The sequence below is a fragment of the Kitasatospora sp. NPDC096147 genome, assembly GCF_044763225.1.
In the GTDB taxonomy this organism is placed as follows: domain Bacteria; phylum Actinomycetota; class Actinomycetes; order Streptomycetales; family Streptomycetaceae; genus Kitasatospora.
On record NZ_JBIWFX010000014.1, the window covers coordinates 33,748 to 50,126 of the forward strand.

Sequence of the window (16,379 nt, forward strand, 5' to 3'; positions counted from 1 at the left end):
GCCCCGTCACCCCTGGCGACAGGGGGGCGGGGCCGTCCGCCGTCCCGGTGTCGGACGCCTTACCCCGTAGGGTGGTTGCCCTGCGACCTACCCGCCGGTTCTCATGGGAGGGGAGAGAGCCGGCGGAGGGCGGGGGGAGCTCGATGACTGGGGCACGGGTGGTGCCGTTGGCCGGGGACGACCCGGTCCGGCTGGGGCCGTACCGGCTGCTCGGACGGCTGGGGGCCGGCGGCATGGGCCGGGTCTACCTGGCCCGCGAGGACGGTGCGGACGGGCCGCTGGCGGCGGTCAAGACCCTGCTGCCGGAGGGCAGTTCGGAGTGGGTCGACCGGCAGCGGTTCGCCCGGGAGGCCCGGCTCGCCCAGCGGGTGGAGAGCGAGCACACCGTCCGGGTGCGCGGCGCCGACCCGGACGGCGACCCGCCCTGGCTGGCCCTCGACTACGTGCCGGCCCCCTCGCTCGGCGAACTGGTGCGCACCGCCGGGCGGTTGCCCGGCTCCGCGGTCCGCTGGCTGGCCGCCGGGACGGCCGAGGCGCTGATGGTGCTGCACGCGCACCGGATCGTGCACCGGGACGTGAAGCCCTCCAACATCCTGCTGCCGCTGGACGGCCCCCGGCTGATCGACTTCGGCATCTCGCACGCCGCCGACCTCACCCGCACCGGCCTCACCCTCGGCACCCTCACCTTCACCTCGCCCGAACAGGCCCGGGGCGAACGCTCGGAGGCCGCCTCCGACGTCTACTCGCTCGGCGCCACGCTGTTCCACCTCGCCGTCGGCCGCCCGCCCTACCCCGTCCACCAGGACACCCTGCACCTGCTGGCCCTGGTGCAGCACAACCGGCTCGACCTGACCGGCCTGCCCAAGGAGCTCATCCCGCTGGTGGTGCCCTGCCTGGCCGCCGCCCCCGCCGACCGGCCCACCCCCGCCGAACTGCACGCCGCCTTCCTCGCCTCACTGGACGGCCTGCCGGTCTCCTCCAGCGGGAGCCGCTGGCTGCCGCCCCGCTGGACGGCACTGATCGGCGCGTACGAGCGGCGCGGCCGGGACCTGGAGCGGGCCCACCCGCCCGGCCCGGCCCCGATCCCGGGCGGCCCGGGGGAGTCCACCCCCGCCCGGCTCGGCCGGGTGCGCCGCTCCGGCTACGTCCCGGCGCCGTCCGCCGGACCGCCCACGCCCGCCGCGCCACCCGCGACCTCCGGCCCGGCTCCCTCCGGCCCGGCTCCCAGCGGCCCGACTCCCGGTGTACCGGCTCCCAGTGCACCGGCCTCCGCGTCGGCCCCCGGTGTGCCGACCCCTGGGCGCCCGTCGATTGACGCTCCGTCAGCCGCAGTGGGCCCGCCGGCGGTTCGGCCGCCCGTCGAGGAAGCGGAAGCGGCGGCGGGCCCGGTGCCGGCGCCACCCGTGGTCCCGTCCGCCGCGACCGTCCCGCTCCGGCGGGCCTCGGTCCCCTCGCCGTCCTCGCCGTCCCCGTCCCCCTCGTCGCCGTCGCCGTCGCCCGCGCCCGCCGGGCCGGCGGAGCGGCGGCCGGAGCCGCCCCGCACCCGCTGGTGGCCGGTCCTGCTGGCGGGGGTGCTGGTGTTCGTGGTGGCGGCCGGCGCCGTGATCCTCCGGCCCTGGCAGTGGGGCGGAGCCCCCGGAGCGGGAGGCGCCACCGCCCGGATCACCACACCGCCGGCCTCCCCGCCCGCCACCCCGCCCACCGACGACCCCGGGCTGATCGCCAACCTGGCGTTCCAGGGCGTGGCGGCCGGCGAGTGCCTGCGCACCGAGCGGACGCCCGGCGGTGCCTGGTCGACACCGCTGCCGGAGGAGGTGGCCTGCGACGCCCCCGGGGCGTACCTCAAGGTGCTCGCGGCGAGTCCGGGCGTCCACCCCGGGGACTGCCCCGGCGGCCCCGGCCGCACCAACTGGACGCACCCGGCGCCGATGGCCGAGACCACCCTCTGCGTGGAGCGGCAGTACCGGGAGGGCGACTGCTTCCCGGTCCGGGAGCAGGGCGGGCAGCCGAAGGTGCGGGCGGAGGACCTGCTGCTCCGCTGGGACTGCGCGGCGCCGCCCGCCGCCCAGGGCTACGACGCGGTGCTGCGGACCGTCGCCGTCCGTCCGGCGCCGCTGCCGGCCGACGGGTGCCGCCGGGGTCCGGACGACACGGCCGAGTACCGGCAGCTGGAGGTGAACGGCGGCGCCACCGTGCTGTGCACCACCCGGAACTGACCCGCCGGGCCGGTCAACCGCCGTACGGTGGAAGGGTGCAGGGACGCCGGAGACACCGCTGGTACTTCGTCATGATGGGCGTCTGCCTGACGACGTTCGTCCTGGCCTGGGCCGTGGTGCGCCTGTGGTCGGTGCCGGTGGCGATCGGGATGTGCGTCTTCGCCGCCGTGATCCCGCCGGTGGCGGCGGTCTTCGCGAACAAGCGCGACCCGGACGACGACTGGTGGAACGACCCGCGCTGGGACGATCCGCGCTGGGACGACCCCGGCCACGACCGGGACCGCCCCGACGACGAGGGCCGATGAGAGGGACGGGGCCGTCAGTAGACCAGTGCCTGGACGTCCTCGGCCATGATCTCCTGCACGAAGAGCTGCGCCCCGGCGATCCGGGCGCCCTCGATCAGGTCCTTCTCCTCGATGCCCCGGCGCGCCGCGCACTGGGTGCAGAGGGTGACCTGACCGCCTGCCAGCACCGACTCCAGGAGGTCCGGCAGCGGTGCGGCGTGCGGCAGCTCGAACTCGGCGGCCCGCCCCGGCAGCACGAACCAGGACGCCTCGCCGGTCAGCCAGAGCGAGACCTCCACCCCACTGGCGACGGCGACCGCCGCCACCGTGAACGCCTGTGAACAGCGCTCCGGCGCCTCGGGCCCGGCGGTGACCTTGATGACCAGCTTCTTCGGCATGCTGACACCCTATAAGCCGCTCCACGCCACGTGGCGGGGCTCACCGAGTCCGCCGCGGTAGGGGCCGATAGACTCGGGCCGTCCTGTTCAGTCTCCGCAACGCCGCATCTGGGAGCGCCCCGTGTCCGGTCTGGAAATCTTCTTCGACGGTCTGCTCATCCTGGTGGCCCTCCTGGTCACCTGGTTCGCCGTCTTCGCCGTCATGAAGCTCTACCAGGGCCAGCGCTGACCACTGCCGTACGGTTGAGGTTCCACCCCGACGACAGCGACCAGGAACATGATCGAGATCCCTTCTGACCTCCACCCGGACGTCGTTTCGCTGGCCTTCCTCCTCGGTACCTGGGAGGGCGCGGGCGTCTACGCCCCCCTGCCCGGCGAAGAGGGCCCGGGCACCGAGAAGTGCAACTTCGGCCAGGAGATCGTGTTCCGGCACGACGGCCGGCCGTTCCTGGAGTTCCGCTCCCGCAGCTGGGAGCTGGACGCCGAGGGCGAGAAGATCCGTCCGCTGGAGACCGAGCACGCCTTCTGGCGGGTCACCACCAACCAGCACGGCACCAGCGGCGAGCGCGAGATCGAGGTCTCCTCGGTCCGCGACGACGGCACCGTGGAGATCTGGTACGGCAAGCTGCACGACGGCAAGCCGCAGATCGACCTGGCCACCGACGCGGTCGCCCGGATCAGCGACGAGATCCGCTACTCGGGCGGCAAGCGCCTGTACGGCCTGGTCAACGGCGAGGACCTGGCCTGGGTCGGCGAGAAGTCCGCGCCCGAGGTGCCGCTGCGCCCGTACATGTCGGCGCAGCTGAAGAAGGTGCTCAACCCGGCGAAGCTGATCCAGGACATCGCGGACCTGCCGGACGACGGCATCGCGTTCTTCCGCTGAGCCGTCCGGGCACCGGCCCGGCGAGGTAGGGACCGGCCCCCGGCCGGTCCCTACACTTGTCGGCACGACCTCGACGAGACCCAGGGCAGGAACCGTGGCAGGCACCGAGACCCCCTCCGACTGGAAGGCCGACCTGCGCGAGCGGGGGTACCGGCTCACTCCGCAGCGGCAGTTGGTGCTGGAGGCGGTCGACCGGCTGGACCACGCCACCCCGGACGACATCCTGCACGAGGTGCGCAGGACCGCCAGCGGCGTCAACATCTCCACCGTCTACCGGACCCTGGAGCTGCTGGAGGAGCTGCGGCTGGTCTCGCACACCCACCTCGGCCACGGCGCCCCGACCTACCACCTGGCGGGCCGTCACCACCACCTGCACCTGGTCTGCCGTGACTGCGAGTCGGTCACCGAGACCGACACCGCTGTCGCCGCCCCGCTGGTGGCGGGCCTGAAGGCGGCGCACGGCTTCGACACCGACCTCAAGCACTTCGCCATCTTCGGCCGTTGTGCCGACTGCACCGCCAAGCTCGACGCGCCGCAGTCGTAAGCTTGCGGGCATGAAGAGTCCGCTGCTTGCCCTGCCCGGTGCCGTCCCCGCCGAAGGAGCCGACGAGGGGGTGGCCGCGCACTACGGCGACCTCTTCCGCGAGCAGCGCGAACTGGCCGCCGGGCGCGGCTTCGTGGACCTCTCGCACCGGGCGGTGGTCACCGTCACCGGCGCCGACCGGCTCTCCTGGCTGCACCTGCTGCTCACCCAGCACGTCTCGGCGCTGCCGGCCCAGCAGGCCACCGAGGCGCTGATCCTCTCCCCGAACGGCCACGTCGAGCACGCGCTCTACCTGGTGGACGACGGGGAGACCACCTGGGCGCACGTGGAGCCGGGCACCCAGGCCGCGCTGATCGGCTACCTGGAGAGCATGAAGTTCTTCTACCGGGTCGAGGTCGCCGACCGGTCCGACGAGCTGGCCGTGGTGCACCTGCCGGCCGGCTCCGCGGCGTCCGCCGAGGGCGCCCTCGCGGTGCGCGAACTCCCGTACGGGCGGGACCTGTTCGTCCCGCGTGCGGAGCTGGGGACGTTGACGGCGGGCTACGGCCCGGCGGCCGGGATCTGGGCCTACGAGGCGCTGCGGATCGAGGGCCACCGGCCCCGGCTGGGCTTCGAGACCGACCACCGGACCATCCCGCACGAGGTGGACTGGCTGACCAGCGCGGTGCACCTGCAGAAGGGCTGCTACCGGGGCCAGGAGACGGTCGCCCGGGTGCACAACCTGGGCCGGCCTCCGCGCCGGCTGGTCTTCCTGCACCTGGACGGCACCGAGGAGAAGCTGCCCGCGCACGGCGCCGAGGTGCTCCGACCGGGCCAGGACCGCCCGGTCGGCTTCGTCACCTCCTCGGCCCGCCACCACGAGCTGGGGCCGATCGCGCTGGCCCTGGTGAAGCGGAACGTGCCGGTGGACGAGGTGCTGCTGGCCGACGGCGTGCCGGGCAGCCAGGACGTGATCGTCCCGGCCTGACCGGCCCGGTGTCGGCAGGGGCCCGAGCCTTCAGATCTCCAGCAGCACGGTGAACGGCCCGTCGTTCACCAGGCTGACCTTCATGTCCGCGCCGAACCGGCCGGTGGCCACGGTGGCCCCCAGCGCCCGGAGTTCGGCCACCACGGCGTCCACCAGCGGCTCGGCCTTCGGGCCGGGCGCGGCGGCGTTCCAGGTGGGGCGGCGCCCCTTGCGGGCGTCGCCGTACAGGGTGAACTGACTGATCACCAGCAGTGGCGCGTCGATGTCCGAGCAGCTCTGCTCGGTCTCGCCGTGCGAGAACAGCCGCAGGGTCCAGAGCTTGCGGGCCAGTTGGGCCGCCTTCTCCGGGGTGTCCTCGTGCGTCACGCCGACCAGGACGCAGAGCCCCGGGCCCTCGATCGCGCCGACCGTCTCGCCGTCCACCGTCACGGCCGCCTCGGCGGCCCGCTGCACCACTGCTCGCATGCGGCACATTCTGCCCCAGGCGTCACAACGCGCCCCCGGCGCGTGTGGCGGAGCTGCGCGCCGGGGGCGCACTGGGCCCGCCGACCGGGACCCCTCGCGGCCTGCGGATTGTCCCGGGTGCGACTCCTTCACATCAGCCACCCCCCTTCGCCAGGGGGCCGTTCGGGGGTACGGGCGGTGCGGGGGCGGGCTGCGGATGGCACGCTGTGGACGGCGCGCGGGCGGCCTCTGTTCGGAGGTCTCGAACGCTCGCATCCCTCGCACGGGTGGTCTCCCCTTCCGACGGGAACCTCCGGTGCCGGGCGGTCGTGCACGAGGTGACGGGGCGTCAGGGGGCACTCTGAGGGGGGTACGGTGACCGGAACAGCGGCAGGCGGTTGGTTGATGGACGCGAGCAGCACGGCCCACGACGAGCAGACGTACGGGCTCACCGGCCTGGGGCTGGAGCAGCTGCGGCTGATCCGCCGGGACGCCAACGACCAGGAGGCCGACCTCTCCTACCTGCGGCGGCTGCTGCACGGGCGGATGGACATCCTCCGGGCCGAGCTGGAGCGCCGCCGGCTGGCCACCGAGCACCCGGAGGCGGAGGACCTGGTCGGCCGGCTGCCGTCGATCCTGGCCGACGCCCCGTCCGGCGTCCGCCGGCCGGCCCGGCACCTGCGGATGGGCCCGCCGCGCGGTGAGCGCTACCAGCGGGAGGCGGACGCCCTGATGGGTGACGTCCAGCTGGCCGACCTCGGTGCGCACGCCACCGAGGAGCTGCTGGCCGCCGTGGAGCGGCTGACGGTGCACGAGCGGGAGGTCTCCGGCCGCCGCCAGGCACTCCAGCGGCGGGCCGACGACTGCAGCGCGGAGATCACCCGCCGGTACCGGGAGGGCGAGGCCCGGGTGGACGACCTGCTGTCCGGGAGCTGACGGCCCGCCACCCCGGCCCCGTCCCCGGCCCGCGTCCGATGGCGCCCTGCCCCGGGCGGCGCGCTGCGCGTGCGGCGGGCACCCGGGTGGGGCACGGTGGGTGGGGTCGGGGGGCCGTCACGGAGCAGCCGTCCTCAGCGTTGGGAGCCAGCCATGACCGACCACGTCTACCGGGTCACCGAGATCGTCGGATCGTCCACCGAGAGCGTGGACGCCGCGATCCGCAACGGCGTCAGCCGCGCCTCCCGGACCCTGCGCAACCTCGACTGGTTCGAGGTGACCCAGATCCGCGGCCACCTCGCCGACGGCGCGGTGGCGCACTACCAGGTCGGCCTCAAGGTCGGCTTCCGCCTCGACGACGAGGACTGACGCGGGCTCAGGCGCGCATCGGCAGGACCAGCGGCGCGCCGGTCCCGGGGTGCGGGAGGACCTCGACGGGGTGGCCGTAGACCTCGCTGAGCAGCCCGGCCGAGAGCACCTCGGCGACCGGCCCGTCGGCCACCGGCCGCCCCTGCGCGAGCAGGGTGATCCGGTCCGCGTAGGCAGCGGCCAGCGAGAGGTCGTGCAGCACGACCACCACCGCGTCCCCGGCGGCGGCCCGCTCCCGGGCCACCCGGAGCACCAGCTCCTGGTGGCGCAGGTCGAGCGCCGCCGTCGGCTCGTCCAGCAGCAGCACGGCGGCCCGCTGGGCCAGCACCCGGGCCAGCGCCACCCGGGCCCGCTCGCCGCCGGAGAGCGCGGTGAACGGGCGCTCGGCGAAGGCGGTGGCCTCGGTGGCGGCCATCGCCCCGGCCACCACCTCCTCGTCCTCCGCCTCGGCGGCGGTGCCGGCCCACGGGGCACGGCCCATCCGGACCACCTCGCCGGCCGTGAACGGGAAGGTCAGCCCGGAGTGCTGGGGCAGCAGCGCGCGGTGCAGGGCCAGCTCGGCCGGCCGGTAGGAGCCGAGCGGGCGGCCGAGCAGCCGGACCCGGCCGTCCGTCGGGGCGTTGTCCCCGGCCAGCACCGAGAGCAGGGTGGACTTGCCCGCGCCGTTCGGCCCGAGCAGCGCCAGCACCTCGCCGGCCCGGACCACCAGGTCGACCCCGGCGAGCAGTTCACGCCCGCCCAGGCTCAGCCGCAGCCCCTCGGTGGAGAGCACCTCGGTGCCCGGCGCGGGGCGCTCCGGGACCTGCCGTCGTGGCCGCCTCATGCCCAACCCCCTTGCTTGGTACGGGTCCTGCGGAGCAGCCAGAAGAAGAACGGGCTGCCGATCAGCGCGGTGAGCACCCCGAGCGGCAGCTCGGCGGGCTGGGCCAGGGTGCGGGCGGCCAGGTCGCCGAGCAGCAGCACCAGGGCGCCGGCCAGCGCGCTGCCGGGCAGCAGGAAGCGGTGGCCGGGCCCGGCCAGCATCCGGAGCAGGTGCGGGACGACCAAGCCGACGAAGCCGATGATGCCGCTGACCGAGACGGCGGCGGCGGTCAGCAGGGCGACCACGGTGATCAGCACCAGGCGCATCCGCTCCACGTCCACCCCGAGGTGCCGGGCCGGGCGCTCGCCGAGCGCCAGCAGGTCCAGCTTCCCGGCGTAGAACGGCGCGACGGCCAGGCCGAGCAGGGCGAACGGCAGCACCGCCAGCACCTTGCCCCAGGTCGCCTGGGCCAGCGAGCCGAGCTGCCAGAAGGTCACCTGGTTGATCGCGGCCGAGTCGGCGGTGAACAGGAACAGGCCGATCAGCGCGCCGCAGAAGGCGTTCACCGCGACACCGGTGAGCACCAGGGTGACCACCTCGGTCCGGCCGCCGGAGCGGGACAGCGCGTAGACCGCGAAGACCGTGATCAGGCCGGAGCCGAAGGCGAAGGCGGTGATCGTCCAACTGCCCAGCGAATCCAGGCCGAGCACGATGCAGGCCACCGCGCCGACCGCGCCGCCGGAGGAGACCCCGATCACCCCGGGCTCGGCCAGCGGATTGCCGAACACGCCCTGCATCAGCGCCCCGGCACAGCCCAGCGAGCCGCCGACCAGCAGGGCCAGCACCACCCGGGGGAAGCGGACGTTCCACAGCACCGACTCGGGCACCCGCTCCAGCGCGTGGCCGCCGAGGCCGAGGCGGTGGGCGACGGAGGCCAGCACGTCACCGAGCGGGACGGCGTAGGCGCCCGTCCCGGCGGCCAGCAGGGCGGCCACCAGCAGGGCGGCGGCCAGACCGCCGGTCAGCAGGGCGGTGCGGGACGGGCGGCGGCTCTTCGACGGCTTCCCGGCCCCGGCCCCGGTCCCGGCCCCGGCGGTGGCGGTGGTGGCGGTGGTGGCGGCGGCCGGAGGGTCCTGAAGGGTCGTCACTTGCCGCTCCCGTAGAGCTGGCCGGCGATCGACTTCAGCACCTCGGGGGTGCGCGGGCCGTAGCTGAGCAGCTCGCCGTCCGGCACCGAGACCACCCGGCGGTCCAGCCCGGCCGGGGTCTGGGCCACGCCGGGGAGCTTCAGCAGCCCGTCCACGCCGCCGACTGACTCCAGGCCCTTGCCCATCACCAGGATGGCGTCCGGGGCGGCCTTGACCAGGGCCTCGCTGGTGAGCGGGGTGAAGTCGCCGGTCAGCCCGGCGGCGGTGCCCGCGTCGGTGCCGCCGACCGCCTCGATCAGCGAGACGGCGCCGGAGGCCGGGCCGCCGAGCAGGAAGACCGAGGCGCTGCCGCGCAGGTAGAGGAAGGCCACCTTGGGGTGCTTGCCGGCGGCGTCGATCCCGGCCCGGACCTCGGCGGTGCGGGCGGCCGTACGCTCCGTCAACTGCCGCCCGGCGTCCGGCACCCCGAGGGCGCCGGCCACCCTGGCGATCCGGGCGTCCACGTCGGAGAGCTGCTTGGCGTCGTCCAGCACCACCAGCGGCACCCCGGCGGCCCGGATCTGGGCGACCGCCTCGGCCGGGCCGGTGGAGCGGTCGGCCAGCACCAGGGTGGGGCGCAGCGAGAGCACGCCCTCGGCCGAGACGTCGTGCGCCTGGGTGATCACCGGCAGCTGCGCCGCCTGTTCGAAGGTGGTGGAGACGTCCCGGGCGACCACCTTGGCGCCGAGGCCGAGCGAGAAGACCAGCTCGGACAGGCTGCCGTTCAGCGGGATGATCCGCTCGGCACTGGTCACGGTGACCTGGCGGCCGTCGGCCGAGTCCACCGTGACCGGCAGGACGGGCACCGGGACGGCGGCCGGCGGCTCGATCCGGTCGGGTGCGGCGGCGGCCGTCGGGGCGGCCTTGCCGGTGGCGGCCCCGCCGCAGCCGACGGCGGTGGCGAGCAGCAGGGCGAGGCCCAGCGCGCGGACGCGGATTCGGTACTTCGCCGTCAACTGCTGCTCCTCTGAAGGGTGCTGGGCGCCACCGGAAGGTGATGCGGGGGTGGACCCGGGGTGACTCTTGACGCATATATTAGGTTAGCCTTACCTCAGAAACGCAAGGGGGGGTCACCTTCGACCCCTCTGCACCCCGCTGCCCTGGAGCGCTCCGCCATGTCCTTCTCGCGCCGCCTGCGCCGCTTCGCCGCCACCCTGGTCGCGGCCCTCGCGACGCTGCTGACCCTGGCGGTCGTGCCGGCCGTCGCCGCCCCCGGCACGGTCTCCGGCGGGCGGCTCGACTGGGGCATCAAGCACTCCTTCCTCAGCTACGTCACCGGCCCGATCGCCAAGGGCAGTTGGAGCCTGACCGGCGGCGCCTCCACGGTCGGCGGCGACACCTTCCGGTTCCACTCGGCCACCGGCTCCTACGACCCGGAGAGCGGTGCGCTGACCGCCGCGCTCTCCGGCGGGGTGAACTTCAAGGGCCACGAGAGCAACGGCACCTTCGCCCTGGACATGAAGCTCAGCCGGTTCACCGTGAAGGCGGGCAGCGGCAGCGGCGGGCTCTACGCCGACGTGGTCAGCAAGGCCAAGGACACCGGCACGGTCAGCAGTGCGAGCCAGGTGAAGCTGGCCGACCTCGGGCTCGGCGGCATCGACCTGCGCGGCCAGGGCGGCACCATCACGCTCTCCGGCGTGCCCGCCACCATGACCGCCGCCGGGGCCACCGCCTTCGGCAACTTCTACCCGGCCGGCACCCAGCTCGACCCGCTGACCCTCTCGGTCAACGTCAAGGCCGCCGCCGAGCCGGCCCCGAGCACCGCGCCGACGCCGTCCGCGAGCGCCAAGCCGAAGCCTGCCGACACCCCGTCGGCCGCCGCCTCCTCGTCGGCGCCCCCGGCCCCGGCCGAGACGCCCGCCGAGACTCCCACGGCGGCGGCGAGCCCGACCGCCGCCCCCCGCACCGAGTTCGCCAACGGCGCCCTGGACTGGGGCGTGCGGCGCACCTTCCGGGACTACGTCACCGGCACCATCGCCAAGGGCGGCTGGCAGCTGGAGGGCGGTGCGGCCGACGGCGGTGCCTTCTTCCGCTGGACCCCGGCCAAGGGCGCGTACGACCCCGCCACCGGCGAGCTGACCGCCGCCTTCACCGGCACGGTCCGCTTCCGGGGCATGGAGAGCGGCGGCGCGTACGGCCTCGACCTGGCGCTGACCTCCCCGGCCGTGAAGGTGGCGGGCGGCAAGGGCACGCTGAGCGCCGACGTGTCGGGCAAGTCCCCGAACGGCGAGGCCCAGCAGCTCACCGGCGTACCGCTGGCCACCTTCGACGCCGCCGCGCTCAAGCCCGAGGGCGGCCTGCTCAAGGCTGCCGAACTCCCGCTCGCCCTCACCGAGGAGGGCAGCAAGGCCTTCGGCGGGCTCTACCCGGCCGGCACCGCGATGGACCCGCTGAGCTTCGCCGTCGCGCTCGACCCGGCCGCCGCCCTGCCGCCGCTGCCGGACCTCGGTCCGGCCGCCCCGAGTGCCTCCGCGAGCACTCCGGCCACCCCCGCCGCCACCCCCGTGGCCGCCGCCTCCGACTCCGGCTCCGGCTGGGTGCCGGTCGCCGTCGTCGGCGGGGTGCTGGTGGCCGGTGCCGCCGTGGGCACCGTCCTGCTGGTCCGCCGTCGCCGGGCCGCCTGAACTCCCCTTCCCCTTCCCCCGCTTGAAGGAGCATCACCGTCATGCCCGTCACCACCGACCGCACCCGCGCCACCCGCAACCGCACCCCGCTCCCGGCCCTGGCCGCCGCCGCCATCGGCCTCACCCTGACCGCCGTCAGCGTGCCCAGCCTGGCCTTCGGCGCCGGGCCGGCCAAGGTGGTCTACGACCAGGGCTCGTTCGACTGGGGTGTGAAGAGCAGCTTCCTCAAGTACCTGGAGGGCCCGGCCTCCCAGGGCGGCAAGGTCGAGCTGACCGGCGGCGCGACCCGGAACGCGGACGGCAGCCTGCACTTCGACGGCTCGGGCGAGTACGACACCACCACCCACGCGCTCTCCGGCACCTTCGCCGGTGGGGTCCGGTTCACCGCCCACGGCGGCCAGATGGACATCACCCTGACCGACTTCAAGCTCGCCACGAGCGGGGCCACCGGCTCGATCACCGCCGACGCCTCGACGGTGGAGCTGGTCGAGGACCCGGTCACCAAGGCGAAGAGCCCCAAGGTGGTCAAGCGCGAGGACGCCCCGCTGGTCACCTTCGCGGTCGGCCGGGACACCACCACCGGCGTGCCGGCGGCGGCCACCCTGACGGCGGACGGCTCGGCGGTCTTCGGCGGCTTCTACCAGGCGGGTGCCGCGATGGACCCGGTGAAGATCGTGCTCGCCAAGTCCACGCCCACCAACACGCCCTCGCCCTCCGCCTCCCCGTCGGACCCGGCCTCGCCGTCGCCCTCGGCGTCGGCCTCCCCGTCCGCCTCGGCGTCCCCGTCCGCCTCGGCGTCCCCGTCCGCCTCGGCTTCGCCGTCGGCGTCGGCCTCCCCGTCGGCTTCGCCCTCGGCCTCGCCCTCCGCATCGGCGTCCCCGTCCGCGTCCGCCTCGCCCTCGGCGTCCGCCTCCCCGTCCGCTTCAGCCTCGCCCAGCACCGCCCCGGTCGAACTGCCGATCGTGGACGGCACCCTGGACTGGGGCGTCAAGGAGTCGTTCCGCAAGTACCTGGCCATGCCGATGAGCGGCGGCAAGGTGGAGTTCGGCGGCGGTGCGGCCGACTACCGGTTCGGCAAGGGCAGCGGTGCGTACAACACCAAGACCCACGCCGTCACGGCCGGCTTCCAGGGCTCGGTCCGCTTCCTGGCCCACCCCAAGGGCGACACCTACGAGCTGGACCTGAGCATCGCCAACCCGGGTGTGCTGATAGAGCGTTCCGGCGCCTTCCTGACCGCCGACCTCAGCTCCAAGGGGACCGACGGCAACACCGCCCAGTGGAAGGGCGTGAAGCTGGCCGCACTGGACGTCTCCAAGGCGAGCTTCGCCCCGGTCAACGGCGTGGTGACGCTCAACCAGCTCCCGGCCACCCTGACGGCGGAGGGCGCCACCGCCTTCGCCGGCTTCTACAAGGAGGGTGACGCGCTGGACCCGGTGACCGCCTCCCTCGCCTTCGAGCAGGGCGCCACCCTGCCGACCACCAAGCCCTCCACCCCGGCCCCCTCGGCCGGCACGGGCGGCACCACCGGCGGCACCAACGGCGGTGCCACGGGCGGCGGTTCGACCGGTGGCGGCTCGACGGGCGGCGGGGCCGTGCTGACCAGCACCGGTTCGACCGGCTCCATCGGCAGCACCGGCTCCGTTGGCAGCACCGGCTCCGTCGGCAGCACCGGTGGCTCGCTCGACTCGACCGGTCAGCTGGCCTCCACCGGCATGGACACCCCGCTGGTCCCGCTGGTGGCCACCGCCGCCGGTCTGCTGCTGCTCGGCGGCGGCACCACCGTGCTGGTCCGGCGCCGGACCCGCTGACCCGCGACACCAGGACGCGACGGTGCCCCCGTCGGGAGTCGAACTCCCGGCGGGGGCACCGTCGTCGAGGGGCTCAGGCGCTGAGCGGGTACCGCAGGTCGAGATCGGTGAAGATCGCGCCGTTCAGCTGGAAGGCCCGCTTGGTCTCCTCGACCACCCGGCGCTGCTCGACCTCGTCCAGCGCCAGCCCGGCGGCGTCCAGCTTGGCCCGGTAGTCGCGCTTGAAGGCGGCCGGGTTGTCGATCTGGTCGAAGACGTAGAAGTGCACCCCGGCGCCCTTCTTCTCGAAGCCCCAGGTCTTCTCGGCGATGCCGCGGATGATCTGACCGCCCGACAGGTCGCCCAGGTAGCGGGTGTAGTGGTGGGCCAGGTACCCGGCCGGCCAGGTCTCCACCAGCTCCTCCAGCCGGGCCGCGTACGCGGCGGTGGCGGGCAGGGCGACCAGCCCGTCGCGCCAGCCCTCGCCGCGCAGGTGGAGCAGGTCGGCCTCCAGGGCGGCGGTGCGGAACAGCGCCGGGTCGATGAACCGGCCGATCACCGGGTGCTCGGCCAGCTCGGCCGCCCGGCCCTCCAGCGCCTGGTAGACGAACCAGAGTTGACCCGAGAGCTCGGCGTAGGCGTCCACCCCGAGCCGGCCCTTGAGCAGGTGGCCCATGAAGGGCGAGCTCTCGGCGGCCTCGTGCTCGGCGGCACTGGCGGTGCGCAGCACGGTGGAGAACGGAACGGGCTCGACAACGGTCACGGGGGCCTCCGGGTTCAAGGGGGGAGCTGGTCCGATTCTCTATGGTTAGCCTTACCTAAGTCAACGTGATGCCGACAGACTGTCGGTAAAAGTACCCGTCGCACGGGGGGATGAAAAAGGACCGGGGCGAGCAGATGACTGCTCGCCCCGGTCCCGGGAAGTGACGGGGCCTCAGTGGCCGCCGTTCTCCTCGAAGCGCTTCACCGACGCGTTGATCTCGGCCTCGGCCTCGGTGCGGCCGACCCAGTCGGCACCCTGGACCGACTTGCCGGGCTCCAGGTCCTTGTAGACCTCGAAGAAGTGCTGGATCTCCAGACGGTCGAACTCCGACACGTGCTGGATGTCCTGCAGGTGCGACCAGCGCGGGTCGGTCGCCGGGACGCAGAGCAGCTTGTCGTCGCCGCCGGCCTCGTCGGTCATCTTGAACATGCCGATGGCGCGGCACTTGATCAGGCAGCCGGGGAAGGTCGGCTCCTCCAGGATGACCAGCGCGTCCAGCGGGTCGCCGTCGTCCGCGAGGGTGCCCTCGACGTAGCCGTAGTCGGCCGGGTAGCGGGTCGAGGTGAAGAGCATCCGGTCAAGGCGCAGGCGACCGGACTCGTGGTCGACCTCGTACTTGTTACGGGAGCCCTTCGGGATCTCGATCAGGACGTCGAACTCCAACGGTTCCTCCAAGGTAGGGACTGGCAGGATCTAGTGTCTCCTACGGCAAGGTGTGCTCAGGAAAGGGGCCCGGTGGTGCAGCGAGGGACGGGGGTGCGGCACGGCCGCACGGCGGCGTTGGCCGGGGTGCTGGCGGTGGCGGTCGCCACCGGCGGGCTGACCACCGCGACGGCCGGGCAGAAGCTGGCCCCCACCGGGGGAGCGGTGCTGGCCGCCAGCGTGGGCGGGGACACCGGCCTGCCGACCACCGCCGGGCTCCAGCGCGACCTGGGTGCGCTGCTCCAGGACAAGGCGCTCGGCACGCTCAGCTTCGCCGTCACCGACGGGGTCACCGGCGCCCTGCTGCTCGGCGGCAACGAGAACAACGCGGCCACCCCGGCCTCCACCACCAAGCTGCTCACCGCCGTCGCCGCGCTGCACCTCGTCCCGGGCGACACCCGGCTCGCCACCAAGGTGGTGCGGGGCGCCGCTCCCGACGAGATCGTGCTGGTCGGCGGTGGCGACCCGACGCTCTCCACCCTGCCCCGGGCCGACGTCCGGGTCGGCGGCCTGCCGGTCGACGACGACACCGCCCCGGCCACCCTGGCCGACCTGGCCCAGCGGACCGCCACCGCACTGAAGGCGGCCGGCGTCACCTCGGTGAAGCTCGGCTACGACACCACCCTCTTCACCGGCCCGGCCCGGCACGCCCAGCACGACGCGACCAACATCTCCGACGTCACCGCCCTGATGGTGGACGAGGCCAAGGCCGACCCGCGCGACCCCAGTGAGGCTCCGCTGCGGGTCGCCGACCCGCAGATCCGGGCCGCCGAGGCGTTCGCCGCCCAGCTCGGCGGACTCGGCATCGCGGTCCAGGGCAAGCCCTCCGCCCAGCCGGCTGCGGCCGGTGCGGCCGAGCTGGGGTCGGTGACGTCACCGACCCTGGACCGCCTGGTCGAGCGCTTCCTGACCACCTCGGACAACCTGCTCACCGAGACGATCGCCCGTCAGGTCGCGCTCGCCGCCAAGCTGCCCGCCAGCTTCGAGGGCGCCGCGCAGGCCACCAAGCAGACCCTGGAGTCGCTCGGGGTGCCGATGGGCGGCGTGGTCCTGCTGGACGGCAGCGGCCTGCACACCGGGGACCAGATCTCCCCGCTGGTGCTCGCCAAGGTGCTGGCGCTCGCCTCCTCGCCCGAACACCCCCGGCTGCGACCGGTGTTGACCGGCCTGCCGATCGCCGGCTTCACCGGGACGATGGCCGGCCGCTTCGCCAAGTCCCCCGAGGGGCTGGGCATCGTCCGGGCCAAGACCGGCACCCTGGGCGGCAGCGGCATCTACACCCTGGCCGGCACCGCGATGGACGCCGAGGGCCGTCCGCTCACCTTCGCCCTGATGACCAGGACCACCGCCCTCGGCGACGCCGCCCGTGCCGCCATCGACCGGGTGGTCGGCCGGCTGGCCGCCTGCGGCTGCCACTGACGGTCCGTCAGGAGGCCGTCCGGGCGCTGCGGGCCGCATCCGGCGGCTGTCGGG

At 74.4% G+C, this 16,379-nt stretch carries 17 protein-coding genes; 10 read left to right on the forward strand and 7 right to left on the reverse strand.

The window, feature by feature from the left end; translation table 11 throughout:
* The first annotated feature begins 143 nt into the window (after nt 1-143).
* Together ACIRBX_RS31360 and ACIRBX_RS31365 are read left to right on the forward strand one after the other, a co-directional pair.
* Complete coding sequence (locus ACIRBX_RS31360; RefSeq protein ID WP_402302171.1) at nt 144-2,216, forward strand: serine/threonine-protein kinase; 2,073 nt, start codon at nt 144-146, stop codon at nt 2,214-2,216.
* 35 nt (nt 2,217-2,251) lie between these two features.
* Complete coding sequence (locus ACIRBX_RS31365) at nt 2,252-2,521, forward strand: DUF3099 domain-containing protein (protein ID WP_402302173.1); 270 nt, start codon at nt 2,252-2,254, stop codon at nt 2,519-2,521.
* Between the two features lie 14 nt (nt 2,522-2,535).
* Here the strand turns inward: ACIRBX_RS31365 and ACIRBX_RS31370 are convergent, their stop codons facing one another.
* Entirely contained in the window at nt 2,536-2,898 is a 363-nt protein-coding gene (locus ACIRBX_RS31370; RefSeq protein ID WP_402302175.1) for a DsrE family protein, read from the reverse strand.
* A gap of 277 nt (nt 2,899-3,175) precedes the next feature.
* Between ACIRBX_RS31370 and ACIRBX_RS31375 the strand changes: the two genes are divergently transcribed.
* From ACIRBX_RS31375 to ACIRBX_RS31385, 3 genes are all read left to right on the forward strand, one after another.
* On the forward strand, nt 3,176-3,781 hold the full coding sequence (locus tag ACIRBX_RS31375; RefSeq protein ID WP_402302176.1) for an FABP family protein: 606 nt from the start codon (nt 3,176-3,178) through the stop codon (nt 3,779-3,781).
* Between the two features lie 94 nt (nt 3,782-3,875).
* Nucleotides 3,876-4,325: a Fur family transcriptional regulator gene (locus ACIRBX_RS31380; protein WP_402302179.1), complete on the forward strand. Its 450-nt coding sequence runs from the start codon at nt 3,876-3,878 to the stop codon at nt 4,323-4,325.
* 10 nt (nt 4,326-4,335) lie between these two features.
* A complete protein-coding gene (locus tag ACIRBX_RS31385; protein WP_402302180.1) occupies nt 4,336-5,292 on the forward strand; it encodes a YgfZ/GcvT domain-containing protein in 957 nt (318 codons plus the stop codon).
* 30 nt (nt 5,293-5,322) lie between these two features.
* Here ACIRBX_RS31385 and dtd read toward each other — a convergent pair whose 3' ends face one another.
* Nucleotides 5,323-5,757, reverse strand: coding sequence for a D-aminoacyl-tRNA deacylase (dtd, locus tag ACIRBX_RS31390; protein WP_402302181.1), 435 nt, complete (start codon nt 5,755-5,757; stop codon nt 5,323-5,325).
* 384 nt (nt 5,758-6,141) lie between these two features.
* On the opposite strand from dtd, the gene ACIRBX_RS31395 reads away from it, so the two are divergent.
* The gene (locus ACIRBX_RS31395; protein ID WP_402302182.1) at nt 6,142-6,672 is read left to right on the forward strand and encodes an ABC transporter substrate-binding protein; all 531 of its coding nucleotides are present in this window, start codon (nt 6,142-6,144) and stop codon (nt 6,670-6,672) included.
* A 153-nt stretch (nt 6,673-6,825) separates the two neighbouring features.
* Nucleotides 6,826-7,041: a dodecin gene (locus ACIRBX_RS31400; RefSeq protein WP_402302184.1), complete on the forward strand. Its 216-nt coding sequence runs from the start codon at nt 6,826-6,828 to the stop codon at nt 7,039-7,041.
* A gap of 7 nt (nt 7,042-7,048) precedes the next feature.
* Here the strand turns inward: ACIRBX_RS31400 and ACIRBX_RS31405 are convergent, their stop codons facing one another.
* The 3 genes from ACIRBX_RS31405 to ACIRBX_RS31415 are packed head-to-tail and all read right to left on the reverse strand — an operon-like array spanning nt 7,049 to nt 9,986.
* The gene (locus tag ACIRBX_RS31405) at nt 7,049-7,864 is read right to left on the reverse strand and encodes a heme ABC transporter ATP-binding protein (protein ID WP_402302186.1); all 816 of its coding nucleotides are present in this window, start codon (nt 7,862-7,864) and stop codon (nt 7,049-7,051) included.
* On the reverse strand, nt 7,861-8,991 hold the full coding sequence (locus tag ACIRBX_RS31410) for a FecCD family ABC transporter permease (protein ID WP_402302188.1): 1,131 nt from the start codon (nt 8,989-8,991) through the stop codon (nt 7,861-7,863). The genes ACIRBX_RS31405 and ACIRBX_RS31410 overlap by 4 nt, the downstream gene beginning before the upstream one ends.
* The gene (locus tag ACIRBX_RS31415; RefSeq protein WP_402302190.1) at nt 8,988-9,986 is read right to left on the reverse strand and encodes a hemin ABC transporter substrate-binding protein; all 999 of its coding nucleotides are present in this window, start codon (nt 9,984-9,986) and stop codon (nt 8,988-8,990) included. Before ACIRBX_RS31415 ends, ACIRBX_RS31410 begins: the two co-directional genes overlap by 4 nt.
* A 159-nt stretch (nt 9,987-10,145) precedes the next feature.
* Here ACIRBX_RS31415 and ACIRBX_RS31420 point away from each other — a divergent pair, with 159 nt between their 5' ends.
* Together ACIRBX_RS31420 and ACIRBX_RS31425 are read left to right on the forward strand one after the other, a co-directional pair.
* Complete coding sequence (locus tag ACIRBX_RS31420; protein ID WP_402302191.1) at nt 10,146-11,654, forward strand: HtaA domain-containing protein; 1,509 nt, start codon at nt 10,146-10,148, stop codon at nt 11,652-11,654.
* Between the two features lie 41 nt (nt 11,655-11,695).
* The gene (locus ACIRBX_RS31425) at nt 11,696-13,462 is read left to right on the forward strand and encodes an HtaA domain-containing protein (protein WP_402302194.1); all 1,767 of its coding nucleotides are present in this window, start codon (nt 11,696-11,698) and stop codon (nt 13,460-13,462) included.
* 73 nt (nt 13,463-13,535) lie between these two features.
* Here ACIRBX_RS31425 and ACIRBX_RS31430 read toward each other — a convergent pair whose 3' ends face one another.
* Both ACIRBX_RS31430 and ACIRBX_RS31435 read right to left on the reverse strand, forming a co-directional pair.
* Nucleotides 13,536-14,204, reverse strand: a complete 669-nt coding sequence (locus tag ACIRBX_RS31430) for a heme oxygenase (biliverdin-producing) (RefSeq protein ID WP_402302196.1) — start codon at nt 14,202-14,204, stop codon at nt 13,536-13,538.
* Nucleotides 14,205-14,375: 171 nt separating this feature from the next.
* Nucleotides 14,376-14,867: an inorganic diphosphatase gene (locus tag ACIRBX_RS31435; RefSeq protein WP_402302198.1), complete on the reverse strand. Its 492-nt coding sequence runs from the start codon at nt 14,865-14,867 to the stop codon at nt 14,376-14,378.
* Nucleotides 14,868-14,942: 75 nt separating this feature from the next.
* Here ACIRBX_RS31435 and dacB point away from each other — a divergent pair, with 75 nt between their 5' ends.
* Complete coding sequence (dacB, locus tag ACIRBX_RS31440) at nt 14,943-16,325, forward strand: D-alanyl-D-alanine carboxypeptidase/D-alanyl-D-alanine-endopeptidase (RefSeq protein ID WP_402302199.1); 1,383 nt, start codon at nt 14,943-14,945, stop codon at nt 16,323-16,325.
* Nucleotides 16,326-16,379 lie beyond the last annotated feature (54 nt).